The 17,708-nt window shown below is 63.4% G+C and carries 16 protein-coding genes and 1 tRNA gene; 10 read left to right on the top strand and 7 right to left on the bottom strand.

Annotated features, from left to right (window positions below):
- Nucleotides 1-2: 2 nt before the first annotated feature.
- From QWU43_RS09445 to QWU43_RS09430, 4 genes are all read right to left on the bottom strand, one after another.
- Nucleotides 3-1,388 carry an FtsW/RodA/SpoVE family cell cycle protein gene (locus QWU43_RS09445; RefSeq protein ID WP_370914810.1) on the bottom strand — a complete coding sequence of 462 codons (1,386 nt, stop codon included), beginning with the start codon at nt 1,386-1,388 and terminating at the stop codon, nt 3-5.
- Nucleotides 1,389-2,939 (bottom strand): PP2C family serine/threonine-protein phosphatase, encoded by a 1,551-nt coding sequence (locus tag QWU43_RS09440; protein WP_370917719.1) that lies wholly within the window; start codon nt 2,937-2,939, stop codon nt 1,389-1,391. It lies immediately after the preceding gene.
- Nucleotides 2,936-3,400, bottom strand: coding sequence for an FHA domain-containing protein (locus tag QWU43_RS09435; protein WP_370917718.1), 465 nt, complete (start codon nt 3,398-3,400; stop codon nt 2,936-2,938). Before QWU43_RS09435 ends, QWU43_RS09440 begins: the two co-directional genes overlap by 4 nt.
- Before the next feature lie 70 nt (nt 3,401-3,470).
- Nucleotides 3,471-4,424: a DUF3662 and FHA domain-containing protein gene (locus QWU43_RS09430; RefSeq protein WP_370917717.1), complete on the bottom strand. Its 954-nt coding sequence runs from the start codon at nt 4,422-4,424 to the stop codon at nt 3,471-3,473.
- A 341-nt stretch (nt 4,425-4,765) separates the two neighbouring features.
- Here QWU43_RS09430 and QWU43_RS09425 point away from each other — a divergent pair.
- Nucleotides 4,766-4,848, top strand: a tRNA-Leu gene (locus QWU43_RS09425).
- 39 nt (nt 4,849-4,887) lie between these two features.
- The gene (locus tag QWU43_RS09420; RefSeq protein ID WP_370917716.1) at nt 4,888-5,199 is read left to right on the top strand and encodes a hypothetical protein; all 312 of its coding nucleotides are present in this window, start codon (nt 4,888-4,890) and stop codon (nt 5,197-5,199) included.
- Between the two features lie 27 nt (nt 5,200-5,226).
- Here QWU43_RS09420 and QWU43_RS09415 read toward each other — a convergent pair whose 3' ends face one another.
- Nucleotides 5,227-6,060 carry a GyrI-like domain-containing protein gene (locus tag QWU43_RS09415; protein WP_370917715.1) on the bottom strand — a complete coding sequence of 278 codons (834 nt, stop codon included), beginning with the start codon at nt 6,058-6,060 and terminating at the stop codon, nt 5,227-5,229.
- A gap of 182 nt (nt 6,061-6,242) precedes the next feature.
- Between QWU43_RS09415 and QWU43_RS09410 the strand changes: the two genes are divergently transcribed.
- From QWU43_RS09410 to QWU43_RS09390, 5 genes are all read left to right on the top strand, one after another.
- Nucleotides 6,243-7,307 (top strand): alpha/beta hydrolase, encoded by a 1,065-nt coding sequence (locus QWU43_RS09410; RefSeq protein ID WP_370917714.1) that lies wholly within the window; start codon nt 6,243-6,245, stop codon nt 7,305-7,307.
- A gap of 262 nt (nt 7,308-7,569) precedes the next feature.
- Nucleotides 7,570-8,532, top strand: coding sequence for an SGNH/GDSL hydrolase family protein (locus tag QWU43_RS09405; RefSeq protein WP_370917713.1), 963 nt, complete (start codon nt 7,570-7,572; stop codon nt 8,530-8,532).
- 7 nt (nt 8,533-8,539) lie between these two features.
- On the top strand, nt 8,540-9,913 hold the full coding sequence (locus QWU43_RS09400) for an acyltransferase family protein (RefSeq protein ID WP_370917712.1): 1,374 nt from the start codon (nt 8,540-8,542) through the stop codon (nt 9,911-9,913).
- Nucleotides 9,914-9,992: 79 nt separating this feature from the next.
- A complete protein-coding gene (locus tag QWU43_RS09395; RefSeq protein ID WP_370917711.1) occupies nt 9,993-10,970 on the top strand; it encodes an SGNH/GDSL hydrolase family protein in 978 nt (325 codons plus the stop codon).
- A 65-nt stretch (nt 10,971-11,035) separates the two neighbouring features.
- Entirely contained in the window at nt 11,036-11,476 is a 441-nt protein-coding gene (locus QWU43_RS09390) for a hypothetical protein (RefSeq protein ID WP_370917710.1), read from the top strand.
- 538 nt (nt 11,477-12,014) lie between these two features.
- Here the strand turns inward: QWU43_RS09390 and QWU43_RS09385 are convergent.
- Both QWU43_RS09385 and QWU43_RS09380 read right to left on the bottom strand, forming a co-directional pair.
- Nucleotides 12,015-13,259 (bottom strand): deoxyribodipyrimidine photo-lyase, encoded by a 1,245-nt coding sequence (locus QWU43_RS09385; RefSeq protein ID WP_370917709.1) that lies wholly within the window; start codon nt 13,257-13,259, stop codon nt 12,015-12,017.
- Nucleotides 13,246-14,745, bottom strand: coding sequence for a succinic semialdehyde dehydrogenase (locus QWU43_RS09380; RefSeq protein ID WP_370917708.1), 1,500 nt, complete (start codon nt 14,743-14,745; stop codon nt 13,246-13,248). The genes QWU43_RS09385 and QWU43_RS09380 overlap by 14 nt, the downstream gene beginning before the upstream one ends.
- Nucleotides 14,746-14,757: 12 nt before the next feature.
- Between QWU43_RS09380 and QWU43_RS09375 the strand changes: the two genes are divergently transcribed.
- The 3 genes from QWU43_RS09375 to QWU43_RS09365 are packed head-to-tail and all read left to right on the top strand — an operon-like array spanning nt 14,758 to nt 17,356.
- Nucleotides 14,758-15,525: an SDR family oxidoreductase gene (locus QWU43_RS09375; protein WP_370914801.1), complete on the top strand. Its 768-nt coding sequence runs from the start codon at nt 14,758-14,760 to the stop codon at nt 15,523-15,525.
- On the top strand, nt 15,522-16,457 hold the full coding sequence (locus QWU43_RS09370; protein ID WP_370917707.1) for a Sir2 family NAD-dependent protein deacetylase: 936 nt from the start codon (nt 15,522-15,524) through the stop codon (nt 16,455-16,457). Before QWU43_RS09375 ends, QWU43_RS09370 begins: the two co-directional genes overlap by 4 nt.
- Nucleotides 16,457-17,356: an endonuclease/exonuclease/phosphatase family protein gene (locus tag QWU43_RS09365; RefSeq protein WP_370917706.1), complete on the top strand. Its 900-nt coding sequence runs from the start codon at nt 16,457-16,459 to the stop codon at nt 17,354-17,356. Before QWU43_RS09370 ends, QWU43_RS09365 begins: the two co-directional genes overlap by 1 nt.
- Nucleotides 17,357-17,708: the final 352 nt, after the last annotated feature.

The raw sequence follows: 17,708 nt of genomic DNA, 5'->3' as shown, positions 1-17,708 counted from the left end.
ATCTAACGCTGAACCTCCTGGCGGAGCCCAGGTACGGGCACTGCCGTGGTCGATGGTGTTGTTGCCCGAACCGTGGGGCGACGGGCGGTGTCCGAGATACGTAACAGGAGTGCCAGCAGAATGTAGTTGGCTATCAGCGAGGAGCCGCCGTGTGAGATGAACGGCGTTGTGAGTCCGGTCATCGGCATGAGAGCGGAGTTACCCGCAGTGACGACGAAGACCTGGATTGCCAGGGTGAGGGACAGTCCTGCGGCGACGAGCTTCCCGTAGGAGTCACGGACGAGCATTGCGGTACGCATACCTCGGATGATGAGGACGGCGAACAGCAGCAGAATCGCGGTGATACCCACGAGCCCGAGTTCCTCGGCGATCGCGGCGAGAATGAAGTCGGTGTGAGCGACCGGAACCTCATCGGGGTATCCCCGGCCGAGCCCGGTGCCGGTGATCCCGCCCCAACTCATTCCGAAGAGCGCCTGAGACAGTTGGTAGCCCGTGCCGTCATAGTTGGCCAGCGGGTCGAGGAAGTTGTTTACACGGGACTGGATCTTCGCTGAGATCATGTAGACCCCGTAGCCGCCGATCGCGACCAGCAGACCGCCGATCAACAGCCATGAGGTCCGCCCTGTCGCGAGGTACAGCATACCGAGGACTGTGCTGAACAGCAGTAGCGCAGGCCCGAAATCGTTTTCTCCCGCCATGATGACGAGCGCGATGGCCCATACGAAGAGGATCGGTCCGAGATCCCGCAGTCGGGGAAAATCGAGTCCGAGGATACGGGCACCGGCGACATTCAGACGGGCCCTCTTGTTCACCAGGAGTTGCGCGAAGAACAGAAGCAGAAGGATCTTCGAGAACTCACCGGGCTGCACGGAGAATGGCCCCAGAGAGATCCAGATCTTGGCATCACTTCCGGCAGACCCCGGCCACACCATGGGGAGTGCCAGGAGAACCAGTCCCAGGATTCCCAGTAGATAGGAATAGCGGGTGAACACGCGATGGCTACGGATGATCAGCAGCACCGCGAACATCATCGCAAGGGCGATCATCGTCCACTGGAGTTGACCGGGGGCGAGATACGCTTCCGCGATAGTGCCGTCCCGCTGCGTGATCAGTAAGGGATCGAGTCGGTGGATCATCAGAATCCCCAGACCGTTGAGAAGTGCCACCACCGGCAGCATGATGCAGTCCGCGTAGGGCAGCAGCCAACAGAGGATCAGGTGCACGATGAGGAACACCACGGAGAACTGGGCCACCGGGATGAGAGCGGTAGCGGGATCATCCCCCTCCGCGAGGGCCAGCGATGCCCGTGCGATGAGAATCACTAGGGCTGCGAGCAGGATCAACCAGCGCTCGGTGCGCCGCATCTTGAGTTTCTCGAGTATGCCCATCTAGGAATTCACCTTCCGGCAGTTGACCCCCGGTGTACTGAGATCCCCGGGGCTGTGCCGGGGTGCGGCCGTCGGGGTCGGGGATCCCGATTCCCCGGTGTCGGTTTCTGCGGCACTGTCATCCTCGGACCCGTCGGGATCCGCGGCAGTGGCCGCCTGATTCTCGGTCGCGCCGGAACCGGGTTCGGTGGAACCACCGGATTCCCGGGTCACGCAGAGTGGTAGGGCATCGTCGGCGAGGCGCTGCAGTTGCTGCAGGATCTCATCGTAGGAACCGGAGGGTAGGGAACTCACGGAGTCCCGTCGTGATTCCGGGAGATCATTCAGGCTGAACGCGGTGCATCTGTCGGCCACTGACGGACCGACGACGGTGACACTGTCATCGGCATCCAGGCAGACGATCTGATAGGTGTCGTGCAGGGGACGACCGAGAACGGAGAGATTGATCCCCCGTTCAATGACGATATTGCCTCCGTCATTCGAGTTGGGATCTTCCGGGGTGACGGCGACATAGTACGTGGAGCTCACCTGGTTCCAGCCCCACCAACCACCACCGATTAACGCGACGATCAGGAGAAAAACGGTGATGATCCACCGGAGACTCCGAGAGCCACGGGTATCGGTGACGGGTTGTTGAGTTGACTGATCTGGCCCCGTGACCTGTGGCGTCGTCTGGCCGGAAGGAGAGATGTCTTGTGGTTGCCGTGCATTCATCAGCGCAGCTCGCCCGGCTGCAGTATCGGGTCGTGGGCTTTCCGGGTCGACGGTGTTCAAGGCACCTGCGACAACTGGGGTGACCGGTAGCGCAGCCCGGGCTTCCGCGGTGGCGAGCGTATCCACGTCGACGATGTCCGCGACGATCACCGTGACGTTGTCCGGGCCACCTGAGCGGAGCGCGAGATCAACCAGACGACGTGCCGCTTCCGTCGGTGTGCCGACCCGGAGAGCTTCCTCGATGGTGGAATGAGTGACCGGATCGGACAGACCGTCGGAGCACAGCAGGAAACGATCCCCGGGATGGGTGTCGATCAGTTCGAGCCGGGGTTCAACGGGACGCCCGGTGTAGGCCTTCAGAATGAGGGAACGCTGTGGATGCGTGGAGATATCCTCCGGGTCGAGTTTTCCTTCCTCGACCAGAGACTGCACGAAGGTGTCGTCGGTGGTGATCTGTGTCAGTTTCCCCTCCCGCAAGCGGTATCCGCGGGAGTCCCCGACATGGCACAGGGCCATTTGCCGATCGGCAAAGAGCAACGCGGTGAGCGTTGTGCCCATTCCCTCCGTCTGTGGATTCTGCCGTACCTCGGCAGCGATGGAGCGGTTGCCGTCATCTGCGAGAGATCCCAATATCGCGAGCACATCGTTGTCGCCGGGATCAGCGTCCAGGGGCCGGAGGTGGTTGATCATCAGCTGGGAGGCGATCTCACCCGCGGCGTGGCCACCCATACCATCCGCGAGCGCCAGCAGGTGTGGACCCGCGTAAGCGGAATCCTCGTTGTTGCCCCGTACGAGTCCACGATCGGATGCGGTGGCGTAGTTCAGTCTCCAGGTCACGGTACGAGCCTCACGGTGGTGGTTCCCAGGTCAATGTCGGTGTCGGTACCCACACGCTCTGGTTGTTCAATGGGGATACCTGCGACGAAGGTTCCATTCCGCGAGGCCAGATCCTCGATGAACCACTCGTCAGAGTGCCTGAACAGTCGGGCATGTTGGCGCGTCGTCGAATCATCACCGACAACGAACGTACAGTTCGGATCTCTGCCGATGAGAATCTCGTTGAGCCCCGCCAACTCGATCCAGGTTCCCTCGGACGGGCCTCCGACGGCCATCAGGCGCTGCGGGGTCGTGGAACGTGCGAGTGGCAGGCCGCCACCCGTCGAACGTTTGCCGCGTCCGACTGTTCCCCCCGTGGTGGAATGAACGTCGCTACGCAGTGCGCGCAGCGCCATGAACACGAAAAACCACAGGAGTATGAGCAAGCCCATCCGCAGGGCGAGCAGAACTACCGATTCCATATCTTCTTCTCCTGGCGGGTGATGCAGCAGTGGATGGGGGAAATCTGGGCCGTGGGGTGTTGGAACGTGGTCAGCCGCCGGTGATCCGAACTTCAATATAGGAGTGTCCCACTTTAATCACGTCACCGTCGGCAAGGAGCCAGTTCTCTATGGTCATGTCGTTGACAGTGGTCCCGTTGGTGGAGTGAAGATCAACCAGCACGGCATCCCGGCCATCCCACATCACTTCCGCGTGTCGGCGTGAGACTCCCATGTCAGGTAACCGGAAATCGACGTCGGTACCACGACCTATGATGTTCGACCCCTCCTGGACCAGGTAGGTCCGCGAGGAACCGTCCTGCAGCAGCAGGGACACCAGAGGGGCATGCTGCACCGGACCTCCTCCGGTGGGAAGATATTCAGTGGTGCCCGCACTATCCACGACCCGCCGACGCGCCACCGTTGGTGAAGGAGTCGGAGAAACCGGAGGGACGGGTTCTGGGCCGTAACCGGAAGCGGCTGGGCGGGGTGTGACCGGAGTGCCGAGCTCGGGGGATTCCGGGTTCCCGGAGAGCCCCTGTACCTGTTCCCTGACCACGGGAAGCTGATCCCCATCGGTGCCGGTGTCCGAATCTCCGTCGATAAAGGCCGTGGCCTCACTGGGATGTGGGTCGATGCTACTTCGGCTACCGAGCTGACCGGTACGCAGGTTCGTATCTTTTCTCACCTGGACGATGACCGGACCGAGTGTGACGAACCCCTGATTCCGACACCATCTGCTCATCCGGGAAGCAGCATCCCTGGGCAGACCCGGATGCGTGGAACGAAGATTGTCGAAGTCCTTCCCACTAACGGAAACTAGATAGACGTTCGGAGCTTCTATCCAGTCTCCGTCACCCCTGGAGAGGTTGTCCTCCGCCTGTTGGATGATCAGGTCATCTATTTCTCCGGGAACGACTTTTCCGCCGAACACGAAGGCGAAGCCGTTGTCCAGACCACGTTGGAGTGAACTGTCCAACTTGGCGATACGGTCCATCACCGACATCGTTTCTCACCTTCCTTCACGTATCGGCCATCCCGGTACCAACATCAACTGGCAATCGGGATGGCGGAGGCTGTGCAACGGGTCCACCATGAACGAAATGGGTGGTGTCTCCGCGTCAGCTCGTTGCCCCACCGGGAGTGTCGAGTGCCGTGGACGGACCAGTCTGCACAATACTTTGGCCCAGTATAGGTGTCTCATGGTCCGGTACAGTAGAACGACCGTTGGTGAAGAAGGGGATGAGGTCCGGGGTGTGGTTCGGAAACCTTATTCTGAACAGGTAATTTGTCCTTGATGAATGTTCGCGTGCTATATTTCTAGGAGTCGCGCAGCGGCCATCACTCGGGCGAGTGGCGGAATGGCAGACGCGCTGGCTTCAGGTGCCAGTGTCCTTAGGGACGTGGGGGTTCAAGTCCCCCTTCGCCCACAACATGAGAGAACCCCGACCAGAGGTCGGGGTTCTCTCATGTTTTCGATAGCCAGGATAAAGCGCGAAGACGTTGACGGGATCTCGCCTACCGTCCGTCCGGCAGCGGTGGCACTACCTGCCCTTGAACCTGACGTGTCGAATAGTCACCCCGGCGGCCATCCAAACTCACCGGCGTGGCTACTCGGGCACGCGGCCCGCATTGTGTCCGATGATCAGGAGGGACTCACCGGTTATCTCTCCTCCGTGCGTACCGCCGAGAGTCTGCGGAACGGGCACTGGGAAGACATCATCGAGGACTCCTACGATCCGCCAGTCACGCGGTCCACCCGTCTCGTCAGCATCCGATGACGCTGCCCAGCACGTCGGCCAGGTGGCTTATGTCGCCGGCATGTCATCCTGAATCAGGGGGAACACGACGTCGGTGACCCAGTTGTCCGGATTCGGGTCCTGCGCGGGTGAAACCCGGTAGAGGTTGATCATCGGCCCTGCCTCCAGACCGTGCTCGACGAGGTAGGCGCCGATCTGTGCGGTGACCGTGCCCATCCGCTCGTAGGATCCGTGGAGCGTCGCGGTGACGATGTCCCGCTCCGGTAGCGCCCGGTGAACCAACGGGGGCTCCGGCTGGCACGGCTCGGTGACCTGAACGAAGATCTCCACGTCCGTCTCCGATTCCCGGAACTCGGCATCGTGGTACACCGCCCCCGCGATACCGCCCGGAGCACAGGGCGTGGCCTGCTCGATGGTCAGCGTCCGGAGACGTTCCCACAGGCCGTGCTCGTCGTTGTAGGTGGGGAGCACCTCACGCAGACTGACGACATCCGTAGCGGGGAACACGGTCCGGGTCACCGCCACGGGCATGATCGTTTCCCGGAGATTCAGATCGGCGAGTGCCCGCAACTGCTCCTGAGCCGTCGCCATGTCCTGCATGATCGCGGTTCGACGTTCCTCGGTGAGTGTCGACAGCACAACTGAGTCTCCTCTGGATTCCAGGATTGTTCTGATATCACGGACCGGGAATCCGGCGTCGCGCAGCCGGGTGACGAGGAGTGCCTGGGGGATCTGGTCCGAGGAGTAGAAGCGGTATCCCGTCGCGGGATCAGTCATCGCCGGGGTGAGGACACCGTGCATGCCGTAGTGCCGGAGCATTCGCACACTGATGCCGGTGAGCTGGGAGAAAACACCTATTCTGAGGCCGTGGTAGTGGTTCATGGTTTCCAGTCAACAGTCTGACACAGTGGCGGGGGCAATCGTGCATGGAATGATGTTGCCGGAAATTAGAATTCAACCTTGTTGAATCGGTAAGAAAATAATCCCATCAGTTTAAATGGGTGGGTAATCCCAATTCCCCCGACACTATGCAATTAGGGAGGCGATAGTCTAGATTTACTGACATGAATGGACTTTCACCTAATTTCCCCTCGCTCGCTCAAAGGTATATGCGGAGTCCCCTGATCTACATCCTCGTCGCCACTCTCATCACATCTCTCATGATCGTGGCCGCCGCTCCTGCCTCGGCTGTCGGCAACCGGGACTGGCTTCGGCCGGGGTGTGACTGGGACGAAACGGGACACTGGGTCCAGAAGTGCTGGGTTCCCTCACCGTCCAACCATAGGGACATGCCAGTACTGATCCAGCCCTCCGCGCGCGGAGGAGACGGTGGTCTCTACCTACTTGACGGCCTCGAGGCGCCCAGGGACGGTAACTACTGGTCACGGACCGACGTGATGAATCAGTTCCTCAACGACAACATCACCATCGTCATGCCCGGCGGTGGCCGTGGTCAGTTCTATGCCGACTGGGCCCAGGCCGGTCAGCCGCTGTCCTCCGGGTTTCTCGAGGAGGTGGGACAGGTTCCGCCGTTGCAGTGGGCGCAGTGGGAGACGTTCCTCACCGGTGAACTTCCGGGTTGGCTGCAGCAGCATTTCGGGGTCAATCCACACCGAAATTCTGTGGCCGGGATCTCGATGGGGGCTCTGCCCACACTGACTCTGGCCGCCCGGCACAATGACCAGTTCAAACAGGCGATCGCCCTGTCAGGTTTCATTGATCCAGCGGCGGCTACGCATCTGCCAATGATCGCCGCGGTCGGTGTGGCAGGGTCGTCGTTCGGTGGTGGACAGGTCTGGGAACTGTTCGGTATCTCACCGGCATTCAGCTCCAACATGAACAAACTCGACCCCGTAGCCAACATGAATGGGTTGCGTAACGTGGACACCATCGTCTACTCCGGCAACGGGATGAAGAATCCACAGGATGCCTATCCCGAACCGCTGGCGATACCACTCGCGATCCTCGGGGAGTTCCTGATCAACCTGTCCACCATCAGCTTCGTCGCCAAGGCGCGGGCACAGGGGATCCAGGTCGATCATCAGCAGGCGGCGGGTATCCATACCTGGGCTCCGTGGGTGCGTCAGATACAGTACAACCACGACAGAATACTCGGCATCATTGGATGACCCGACCCGAACACAGCGTGATTTCCAGGAGGAATCACGCTGAGTTCCCCCGGTCGTTGACTCTCCTCCGAATGCGATACCGGAGATCGGTCTCCGATCATGAGGGGAGTTCACCATGATTCACCGAACTGAAGCGCTGTCTCTGATCGGATAGTTGGTTCCAATGACAACCGTACTCATCTGCGACAAGGGTCCGGCAGCGCAGTTTCGCTATCGACAATTTCTGGGAGCACCCTTGCGATTTTCTCGCCATGTAACTCGAGTGTCCGCCGTTCTGTCCACCACTGCACTGGCACTGGCGTTTTTACCACTGACCGTGCAGGCCCAGTCGGGATCATTGACGGGTAGTGACATCGGTACCGCCGCCAAAGTGGTCACCTCGTCTCTGGGGCACATTGACGCCCGGGCTCCGGAGGGTGGCGCCGAGGTCCTCGTCTTCGGTGACTCCCACACCGCAGGCATCAACGGAAGAATGTCCACCGATGAACGTGGCTGCATGCATTCCGAGCAGGGCTGGCCCGTGAAGCTCCGCGACTCCCTCGGTATGGTCGACGGACAGTTCATCGATGCATCATGTTGGGGCGCGATTCTCCAGAAGGGCCCCGGATTCACTCTCGCCGACCAGGTCCGTTACGCGGAGCAGCTCGGTGGGCTCGGCCCCTCGACCGCGGACATCTTCATCCAGATGGGATACAACGAGGCTTGGTCACACGCGAATCTCCCGATGCTCCCGACCGCCGTGAACTGCCTTGTCGCACCGATGTTCCGGTGCAGCGACGCGGCTGTACGACAGGGGTTGGTGACGGATCCGGCGGCCGTGAACACGGACGAGTACGTGGCCCGCACGGAACAGGTGATCGCCTACCTCCGCTACTACGCCCCAAACAGCCGGATCCACCTCGTCGGATACTCCGAGACTGTCCCCGAGAACCAGGACACGGTCTGCGTCCGGATCGGACGCACGAATGTCCAGCGCCCCGGTACGCAGAATCTCGCGAGGATCTTCCACAATCTCCGTTCCGCCCAACGCGGTGCCGCAGAGAGACTCGGGCTGGATTTCATCGACCTGACGGCGGTCACGGCCGGGCACGACAGCTGTTCGGCTGATCCGTGGCTCACCGGACTCTTCGATGGTTCGGACAATCAGGGCATCGGAATCTGGCACCCGACACCCCACGGAAACCACGTCGCCGCCGAGACCCTCCGGCAGACGATGGGGCGGTGAACCCGGAATGACGCACAGAGTCGACGAACCGGCCCCCGGACATCTGATACCGACCGTCCACCGCCGTCCCAATCTCCCGAGCCTCACCGGTGCACGATGGTGGGCCGCAGCGGCGGTCTTCGTTCTCCACGCCCTCGTGTTCCTCCCCGTCTACCCGTTCCAGACCGGTGAGTTGTTCGCGACGATCCACCGGTATGTCCCCATGCAGTTGGGCAGCGCAGGTGTCACATTCTTCTTCATCCTCTCCGGGTTCCTCATCTACTGGTCGAACAGTGGGGTCCGGGGCGCGGGCGAGATCCTCTACTACTGCCGTCGGCGGGTCACGAAGATCTACCCTATGCACCTTCTGAGCATGCTCCTGTTCATCGCTGCGTCGGCAACGGTGACGAGTTCGGGGGTCAAACTCGCGATGGATCTCTCCCGGCCGGAACTGTGGTTGCCCAACGCACTGCTGATTCACACGTGGAACCCCGATTGGGCTGTTCTCGGCGGAATGAATGTACCGAGCTGGTCGCTCGGTGCGGAGATGCTCTTCTACCTGTCTTTCCCCTTCCTCGTTCCGTTGGTGAATAGGGTGAGTGGACGGGGAAACTGGATCGCTCTCGCGGTGCTGTTCCTGGCCTCGTTCGCGGCGATCTTCCTCATCCACACCTACGCCGGAGGCACCAAGTCCACGGAGAACTTCTTCGTTCCGCGGTTGTGGCCCGATACGTCGGTGTCACCGGTGGCTGATGTCCACGCGGATCCCGTGTGGTTCGCGCAGACTGAGATCCCGGTCGATCAAACCTACTGGTTGTCCTACTATTTCCCGCTGACCCGACTCGTCGAGTTCTACTTCGGGGTCTTCGCCGCGAAGCTGGTCTGGGAGAAGCGGTTCACCAATGTCTCCATCACCTGGGCGCTCATGTTGCTGGCTTTCTCCTACGGCGCGACCTGGTTCGTACCGGTCGCCTTCAAGATGAGCGTGATCATGTCGGTGCCCATGACCATCGTCGTCGCGACCCTCGCGGTACGTGATATGAAGGGGATCTCGAAAGGCATCGGCGGACCACGGATGGTTCTGCTCGGAAACATCTCGTTCGCCTTCTACATGGTGCAGTTCCCCGTGATGGTGTTCGTCCAGCGGTACTTCATCGCCGGAACTTCCCACGGCTTCAAGGGATGGTTGGGTGCCGCTACCGTGAGCTTCATCCTCTCCTTCATCGCTGCATGGTTGATGTTCACCTTCGTCGATGATCCCCTGATGAAAGCCACGGCCGGGACCCGCGGCAACAGGAGACCCCGCAGCAGCACCACCACCGGCCGGACCAATGTCCTGCGCCGCGACATCGCCGTTCTTCTCGGTCGGGCCCCCGACCCGAGAAGACAGGATAAGGGGTGAGGCGGATACCATCCCTCCATCATCCACCGCAGCAGTATCCCCTTCCCAGACCCACCATATCCCGACACTGGAGTTCCTGATGCATCTACACCGTATTCCCGCCCTCGCCGCCGCACTCTGCGCCGGAGTCGTCCTCACTCTCGCCGCCTCGCCGGCGTCGGCGGTCGGTTCCTCCGCCAATGACATCGGAACCTGGAACCGCGTCACCACGTCCTCCCAGAACCGGCAGGACGTCAGAGCCCCGGAGGGGGGCGCCAGAGTCCTCGTCTTCGGTGACTCCCACACCGGAGGCGTCACGGCACCGATGTACGCGGATTCCCGTGGTTGTCTCCACTCATCCCGGAGCTGGCCGAATCAGCTCCGGGAGGCGACCGGACTCGCGGAAGCGGACATTCTCGACGCCTCCTGTTACGGAGCGTCACTCGCAGCCAACGGTGTGACCCTCTCAGATCAGGTGCGTTATGCGGAATCACTGGGAGGTCTCGGACCGAGGACCAGCGATATCCTGATTCAGTTGGGTAGCAACGACGACTGGTCCCGGCCCGGACTCACGATGTTTAAATCACAGAAGAACTGTGCCGCTGACCTCATCGGTAGTTGCGGTCAGCGGGGAATCGACCGGAAGCGGTTCATCGACCCCTCCGCGATCACTCCCGATGCATATGTCTCGAGGGTGGAACAGGTGGTGGACTACCTGCGTTACTACGCACCGCAGGCCCGGATTCAGCTCGTCAGTTACACCAGGCTCGCTCCGGAATACGGTCGGGACATGTGTCTCAAAGTCGGACCGGTGAATACGGTCATCCCCGAAAGCTGGCCGATCGCTGACTCACACCGCAACCTCGTGGTCGCGCAGCGGGAGGCCGCTCGTCGACTCAACCTCGGGTTCGTCGATGTGGACGCCGCCACCGCCGGGCACAGCAGTTGCGCTCCTGATTCATGGGTGACGGGAACGCTTGACGGTTCTGACCAGTTCAGGAACTTCCTCGTGTGGCACCCCACGGCCACAGCGAACTGGGTGACCGCAGACCAGGTTCGAAGTAATCTCAGAGGTTGAGACCGGAAGCACCGAGGCCGAACCACCGACCATTCCTAAATCTGAATCTACCGCAGGGAAACGCCATGAAAAACACCCGACGAATCGCCGCCACAGCCACCATCCTGGCCTTGACCGTGGGTCTTGCCGCGTGCAATGACGCGGACAAGTCCGGGTCCGAAGAGACCACGACCTCCTCAACCAGCACGACGAGGTCCTCGAGTCCCACGACGACATCGGCGGAGGAGAAGACCTCCGTGGTCGAGACATCCACAGCGGAACCTGAAGTGGACAGCCCGGAGAAGGCTCCTGCCCCGGCTCCGGCTCCTGCCCCGGCTCCGGCTCCTGCTCCTGCCCCGGCTCCTGCTCCTGCCCCGGCTCCTGCTCCTGCCCCGGCTCCTGCTCCTGCCCCGGCTCCTGCTCCTGCCCCGGCTCCTGCTCCTGCCCCGGCTCCTGCTCCTGCCCCGGCTCCTGCCCCGGCTCCTCCGCAGTTGCCCGGTGGCGGGGACGGCCGTCCGGGTTACTAACTGACACCCATCTGAGGTATGTGAACGACGAAAGCCGTCACCCACTGTGGGTGCTTGTCGTGTCGGTACACCGGGATGAGCGTCACGGTGGCCGGATGCCGATGACTCCGTGGGACCATTGATGTCGACACCGGGACGCCGACGGGGAACAGGGGAGTTCCCCGGAACCGGTCACCGCCGGAGGATGGATCGGTGGAACCCACCGCCGCGACGATGGACGGACGCGACGTGGTCGGAACCGGTGGAGACCGGACAGGACAGCCGATTATGCGGGCCGTCGACACGGCGGTGCGTATCCCCCGCTGACGCCCCGGAGATCCTCCGACCGTCAGGAAGTGTCTGCGTCCGCGGTCCCTGCCGCATCCGCAACGGGGGAGGGGGTTGTCCGTGGTGCACTCCGGGGAACGGCCAGGGCGGGGATGCCGGATCCGTGGGACCGGAGAAACACGGAGCGACCCGGTGCCGGACACGGCGGATCGTGTCTGAGACGCGCACGCGGACCGATGAGTGGTCCAGTGTCCGTGACGTTCCGACAGCATCACGGACGACCCCTGATCTCCTCGTACCGTGCCAGTGCGTTGCGTCGCTCCTCCGCATGATCGACGATCGGTGCCGGATATTCAGGGGGCAGATTCCGTATCGCGTGGATGTCACCGGCCGGAACACCCCGCAACTCCGGTACCCAGCGGGTGATGTAGCAGGCATCCGGATCGAACTTCCTACCCTGCGTCATCGGATTGAACACCCGGAAGTAGGGGGATGCGTCCGTACCCGTCCCCGCACACCACTGCCACGAATGCTGGTTGCTAGCCACATCAAAATCCACCAGGTGCCGGCGAAAGTGCTCCGCACCTGACTGCCACGGCAAGTGGAGGTCCTTCGTCAGGAAACTGGCCACCAGCATCCGCACCCGGTTGTGCATCCAGCCCGTCGCCGCAAGCTGACGCATCCCGGCATCCACGATTGGGAAGCCTGTGAGTCCCCGGGCCCACAGGTCGAACTCCGTGCCCGCCTCGTTCCACCGGAAACCCGCGAACCGTGGATTGACGTCACTGTGCGCCGTTTCGGGCCGGTGGTAGAGAAAATCAGCGTAGAACTCACGGAATGCCAGCTCCCGCGCGAACGCCTCCTTATCCACCTCCGGCGCATCTGCCCTGGACAGCGTCGCCAGCAGACTCCGCGGATGCAGGGCACCCACGGCCAGCCACCCCGAGATCCGGGAAGTGCCGTCGATCGCCGGGATGTCCCGGTTCTCCGCGTAACCGCCCAACCGATCCCGCAGGAACTCACACCAGTCCCGCCACGCTCGTGTCACCGGCAGCCCACGGTCACCGGGGAGAGCGCCCACCGGATCATCGGCGCCGTAATCACACCACGCCCGGTAGAACGGCGTGAACACCTTGTAGTGCCCGCTCTGCCCCGTGCGCAGAATCCCCGGATCGACGGCGTACGCCGACCCGGCGGCCTCCATCACACCGGGACCCAGGGCGTCCGAGACCGCCCGGTCACGGGCCAGACCCGACGGCGTGAAATCGGCGCTCACCCACACCTTCGCCGGGTTCAACCCCGGAATGATCTCGCGCGGATCGCCGTCGAAAACCTCCACCATGCGGTGCGCACGGACCTCATCCAACGCGGCGTCGAGGAGCGCCTGCTGAAATCCGTTCGCCGCAGGCTCCCGCACCACGACGACCCGCGCACCGGGACCGCCCGCAGCCAGCGCCGGATGATCGTGCAGGCGCAGATCCCGGCGCAGCCAGACAACCTGGTCAGCGCAGGACACGCTTGCCCCAGCGCAGAGCCGTCGACATCACGTCCGCGAACAGCTCCCGGTCGACACCGGGCGGTCCCGACACCGGCACCAGGTGCTGCGTCGCGACGGTGCGGGTCTCCGTGTACTTCGTCAACCCCACCGCCCCGTGCCGTCGACCCAGCCCCGAGGCCCGCCAACCACCCATCGGGGCGGCCACCGACCCCCACGCCGCGGCGAAACCCTCATTCACGTTAACGGTGCCCGCATGCAGCCGCGAGGCGATCCGGCGGCCCGTTGACGGCTTCGCCCACACACTCGCATTCAGCCCGTAGATGGTCTCGTTGGCCCGCTCCACCGCCTCGTCGACACTAGTGACCGTCTCCAGGAACACCACCGGGCCGAACACCTCCCCGTCATACAACTCCGCGTCCGGCGGCACATCCGTCAACACCGTCGGCGCGTAGAACGTCGGCCCCAACTCCGGCAGCGGATGGCCACCGGCGAGCACCCGCGCGCCCTTCGACACCGCATCATTGACCACTGACCGCACCCGCTCCAGGTGCTCCTCGGAGATCAGGCAACCCATGTCGACGTCCCAGCCGGGACCCGCCCCGACCGTCATCGCCGACACCTCCGCCAGGAACCGGGCCGTGAAGCCACCGGCGACTTCCTCATGCACGTAGATCCGCTCCACGGAGATGCACAACTGGCCCGTGTTCGCGAAGCACGCCTGACGTGCGCCACGCGCCGCGCGCGCTAGATCCGCGTCCGGGGCGACGATCAACGGATTCTTGCCGCCCAACTCCGCTGAATAACCGATCAATCGCTCACCGGCCTTCGCCCCCAGTATCCGGCCCGTCGCCGTGGAACCCGTGAACATCAGGTAGTCACACTCGTCGGCGATCGCCCCGCCGACCTCCTCCCCAGGCCCGGGGAGGACCTGGAACAGCTCCGTCGGCAGACCCGCAGCAGACAACAACTCTGAGGCCTTCAATGCCGTCAACGGCGTCGCCGAATCCGGCTTCACCACCACCGCGTTACCCGCCAAGAGAGCAGGAACCGCGTCCGACACAGCCATCGACAACGGATAATTCCACGGGGAGATCACCCCCACCACACCGACCGGCTCCCGCTCCACGACGGTCCGGGTCAGCACCGGCAACGCCCCCTTCACCCGCTGCGGCGCCAAGAGACCGGCCGCCGCGAACGCATAGTGCCGCGCGGTCACCGCCACGTCGAGTACCTCATCGAACGCACTGGCCCGGTTCTTGCCCGTTTCCGCCTGTATCAGATCCAACAACTCGTCCCGGTGCGACAGCACCAGATCATGGAACCGCAACATGATCGCCTTCCGGTCCGACACCGGCGTCGCGGCCCAGACCGGCTGAGCCCGCCTCGCAATGGCGAACGCCGAACGGACATCCGCTCGCGTGTGGCCCATCACCCGACCTACCATCCGACCATCCACCGGACAAGTAATCGTGATGGCAGCGGCAGTCGTGGAAGAATCAGTCATACACTCCAACCTATGGGAAACATCTTCATCTCGGGCGGCGCCCAGGGAATCGGGGCAGCCGTCGCCAGCCGCTTCCTCCGCGAGGGCTGGACCGTCGGCGTCTACGACATCTCCATCGACGGCCCCGACATCAGTAAAGAACAGGGCGGCACCATGATCAGCGGCCACCTCGACGTCACCGATCCGGACAGTTGGGACACCGCACTAGCCGAATTCACCGCCCACACCGGCGGGCAACTCGACGTCCTCGACAACAACGCCGGCATCATCGCCGACGGACACCTCGCCGAGATGAACCCCGGGCACATCGCCGCACAGATCAACGTCAACTGCCTCGGCGTCACACTCGGCGCACATGCCGCCCACCCCTACCTCGCGGCGACGCCCGGCTCCCACCTCGTCAACATGGCCTCCGCGTCCGCGATCTACGGCCAGCCCGACATCAGCGTCTACTCCGCCACCAAGTTTTATGTCGCCGGTCTCACCGAGGCATTGAACCTCGAATGGCACGCCGACGGAATCCGCGTCGTCGACCTGTGGCCCCTCTGGGCAAAAACCAGCCTCGCCACCGTCAACGCCGGATCCGTCCGCCGCCTCGGCGTCAACATCACACCCGAAGCCATCGCCGACGTCCTCTGGGACGCCGTACATCCCACCAGCCGCCTCAGTCGCGCAAAAGTCCACTACAACGTGTCCACCGCCGACCGCATCATGCACACCGCCCGCGAACTCACCCCACACTGGATGGGCAAGATCATCACCAGGCTGGTCGCCGGTTGACCCCCTTCACCCCGGACATCGCCCGCATCCACGACTCCGCACTCCGCTCCATCTCCCGCGTCATCAGGGAAACCGCACAACCAACCCCACCCGACGACGCACTGTCCGCCACCGCCGACGCACTGCGTCGCGGTGGTGTCCTCGTGCTCACCGGCGCCGGGGTGTCCACCGACTCCGGCATCCCCGACTACCGCGGCCCCGCCGGGTCCCTCACCCGCGGCCGACCCATGACCTACCAGGAGTTCCGCCACGACCCCGAAGCACTCCACCGCTACTGGGCCCGCAGCTTCATTGGCTGGCGCCACATGGCCGGCGCGAGACCCAACCGCACCCACCACACCCTCGTCGAACTCGAACGCGCCGGGCTCATCACGGGAATCATCACCCAGAACGTCGACGGCCTCCACACCGCCGCCGGATCCCGCACCGTCATCGGACTACACGGCGATCTCTCTGTCGTCACCTGCCTCCACTGCGGCAACCGCGAACCCCGCCACGACCTCGACCGCCGCCTCGACGCGGCGAACCCCGGCTACCTCGAACGTGCCCTGGCCACAGGCACAGGAAACGTGCGACCCGACGGCGACATCGACCTCACCCCCGACGTCGTCACGCACTTCCGGCTTGTCGGCTGCACCACCTGCGGCTCCACACTCCTCAAACCCGACGTCGTCTACTTCGGCGAACCCGTCCCCACCAGTCGGCGGGACGCCGTCGGCAGGCTCCTCCGCGACTCGCGCGTCCTCATCGCCATGGGCAGCTCACTCGCCGTCATGAGTGGATACCGCATCGCACTCGACGCCTGCCGCGCCGGGCTTCCCCTCATCGTCATCAACGGTGGCCCGGGGCGCGCCGACAGCCGCGCCGACGTACTGTGGCGCACCAGCGTCGCCGACGCCTCCGACCGAATCCTCGACGCCCTGGAACTGTGATGCGAATCCTGTCCCTATGCATCTTCATCGCGGCCCTGGCCTGGGCGCTTCTTCCCGGGAACACAGCCACCACGTGGCCTCTCATCGCCCACTTCACCGCATTTCCGGTCGTGGTCGGTGCGGGGCTGGGGCTCATCGGTGTCGCCGGTGTGCTACTGCGGCGTTTCCGGCCTCTGCTCGCCGCCGGTGTAGTTCTCGTCATCGCCGGTGCGGGCAGCTTCCTGCCCGTCCAACAGCCCGCCGTTAGTGACGCGGACGACGGCGGGCTCATTGTCCTCGAGTGGAACACCGGAGACTCCGTCACCCCGGAGGCCCTCGCCACCCTCATTCGAGACGTCGACCCCGACATCGCCGTCCTCCCCGAGTACTCCGGTGCGGCTCCCGCCGGGTACCGGTCCTTCGTTAGCAGCGAGATGCCCGTCACCGTCCTGGTCGCGGAAGAACTCGGGGACTACCGAGCCGTTGAGGTCCCCGGATCATCCGAGGTCACGTTTGGTACCGTGCACGTCTCCACCGGGCGCCCCGGGGAGCGGACACCGGACGTCATCGGCCTCCACACCGCACCACCACTACCCGGACTCATGGGCCGGTGGCACGATGACCTGGAAACCATCGTGTCCCTCGCCGAGACGCACCCCGATGCGCTGATCATCGGGGACCTCAATGCCGTGCCTCGTCATGGCGTGTTAGCACGTACCGACACGCACGCCGACGCGGCGGCCGCCGCTCCGCTTCTCGGTCGTGGAACCTGGCCCACCGCCCTCCCCGGCTGGGCGAGATCGCCGATCGACCACATCCTCATCCCCCACGGATGGAGCGTCGTCGACGGAGGCGTGCGTGTCCTCGACACCGGGGGATCCGACCACGCCCCGGTCGTCGCGCACATTCGCCGGGGATAGAACCGGAGAAGCAGGGGGCTGGGTGCCGCGCCCTGTCCCCGGATGTGTGCCTCTCGTGCTCGTTGACTGGGTAGCCCCCGGACAAATGGTGGCCGAGGTGTGGTCGACAATGTTGCTACCGCGTGCGAACACCTCCGTTCCAGAGTGCTGACATGGAGAAACAGTCGTGACTATTGCGTGCTGACACGTAGTAACGAGGCGCCTGCCCTGCAGGGACAAACCGGGATCATTCCGGGCGGCACTCTTCCCGATCTGGTCGCCCAGGCGCGCTACCACGTGCGAACATCGCCCCGCGCGGCCCTTCACCTGCGAGAACCGCATTCGTCACTGCGTGTTAACACGCATTAACGAT

The sequence above is a fragment of the Corynebacterium sp. CCM 9204 genome, assembly GCF_041357695.1.
GTDB lineage: Bacteria > Actinomycetota > Actinomycetes > Mycobacteriales > Mycobacteriaceae > Corynebacterium.
Note: the sequence above shows the minus strand (reverse complement) of the source record. Positions and strands in the feature narration are given on the sequence as shown.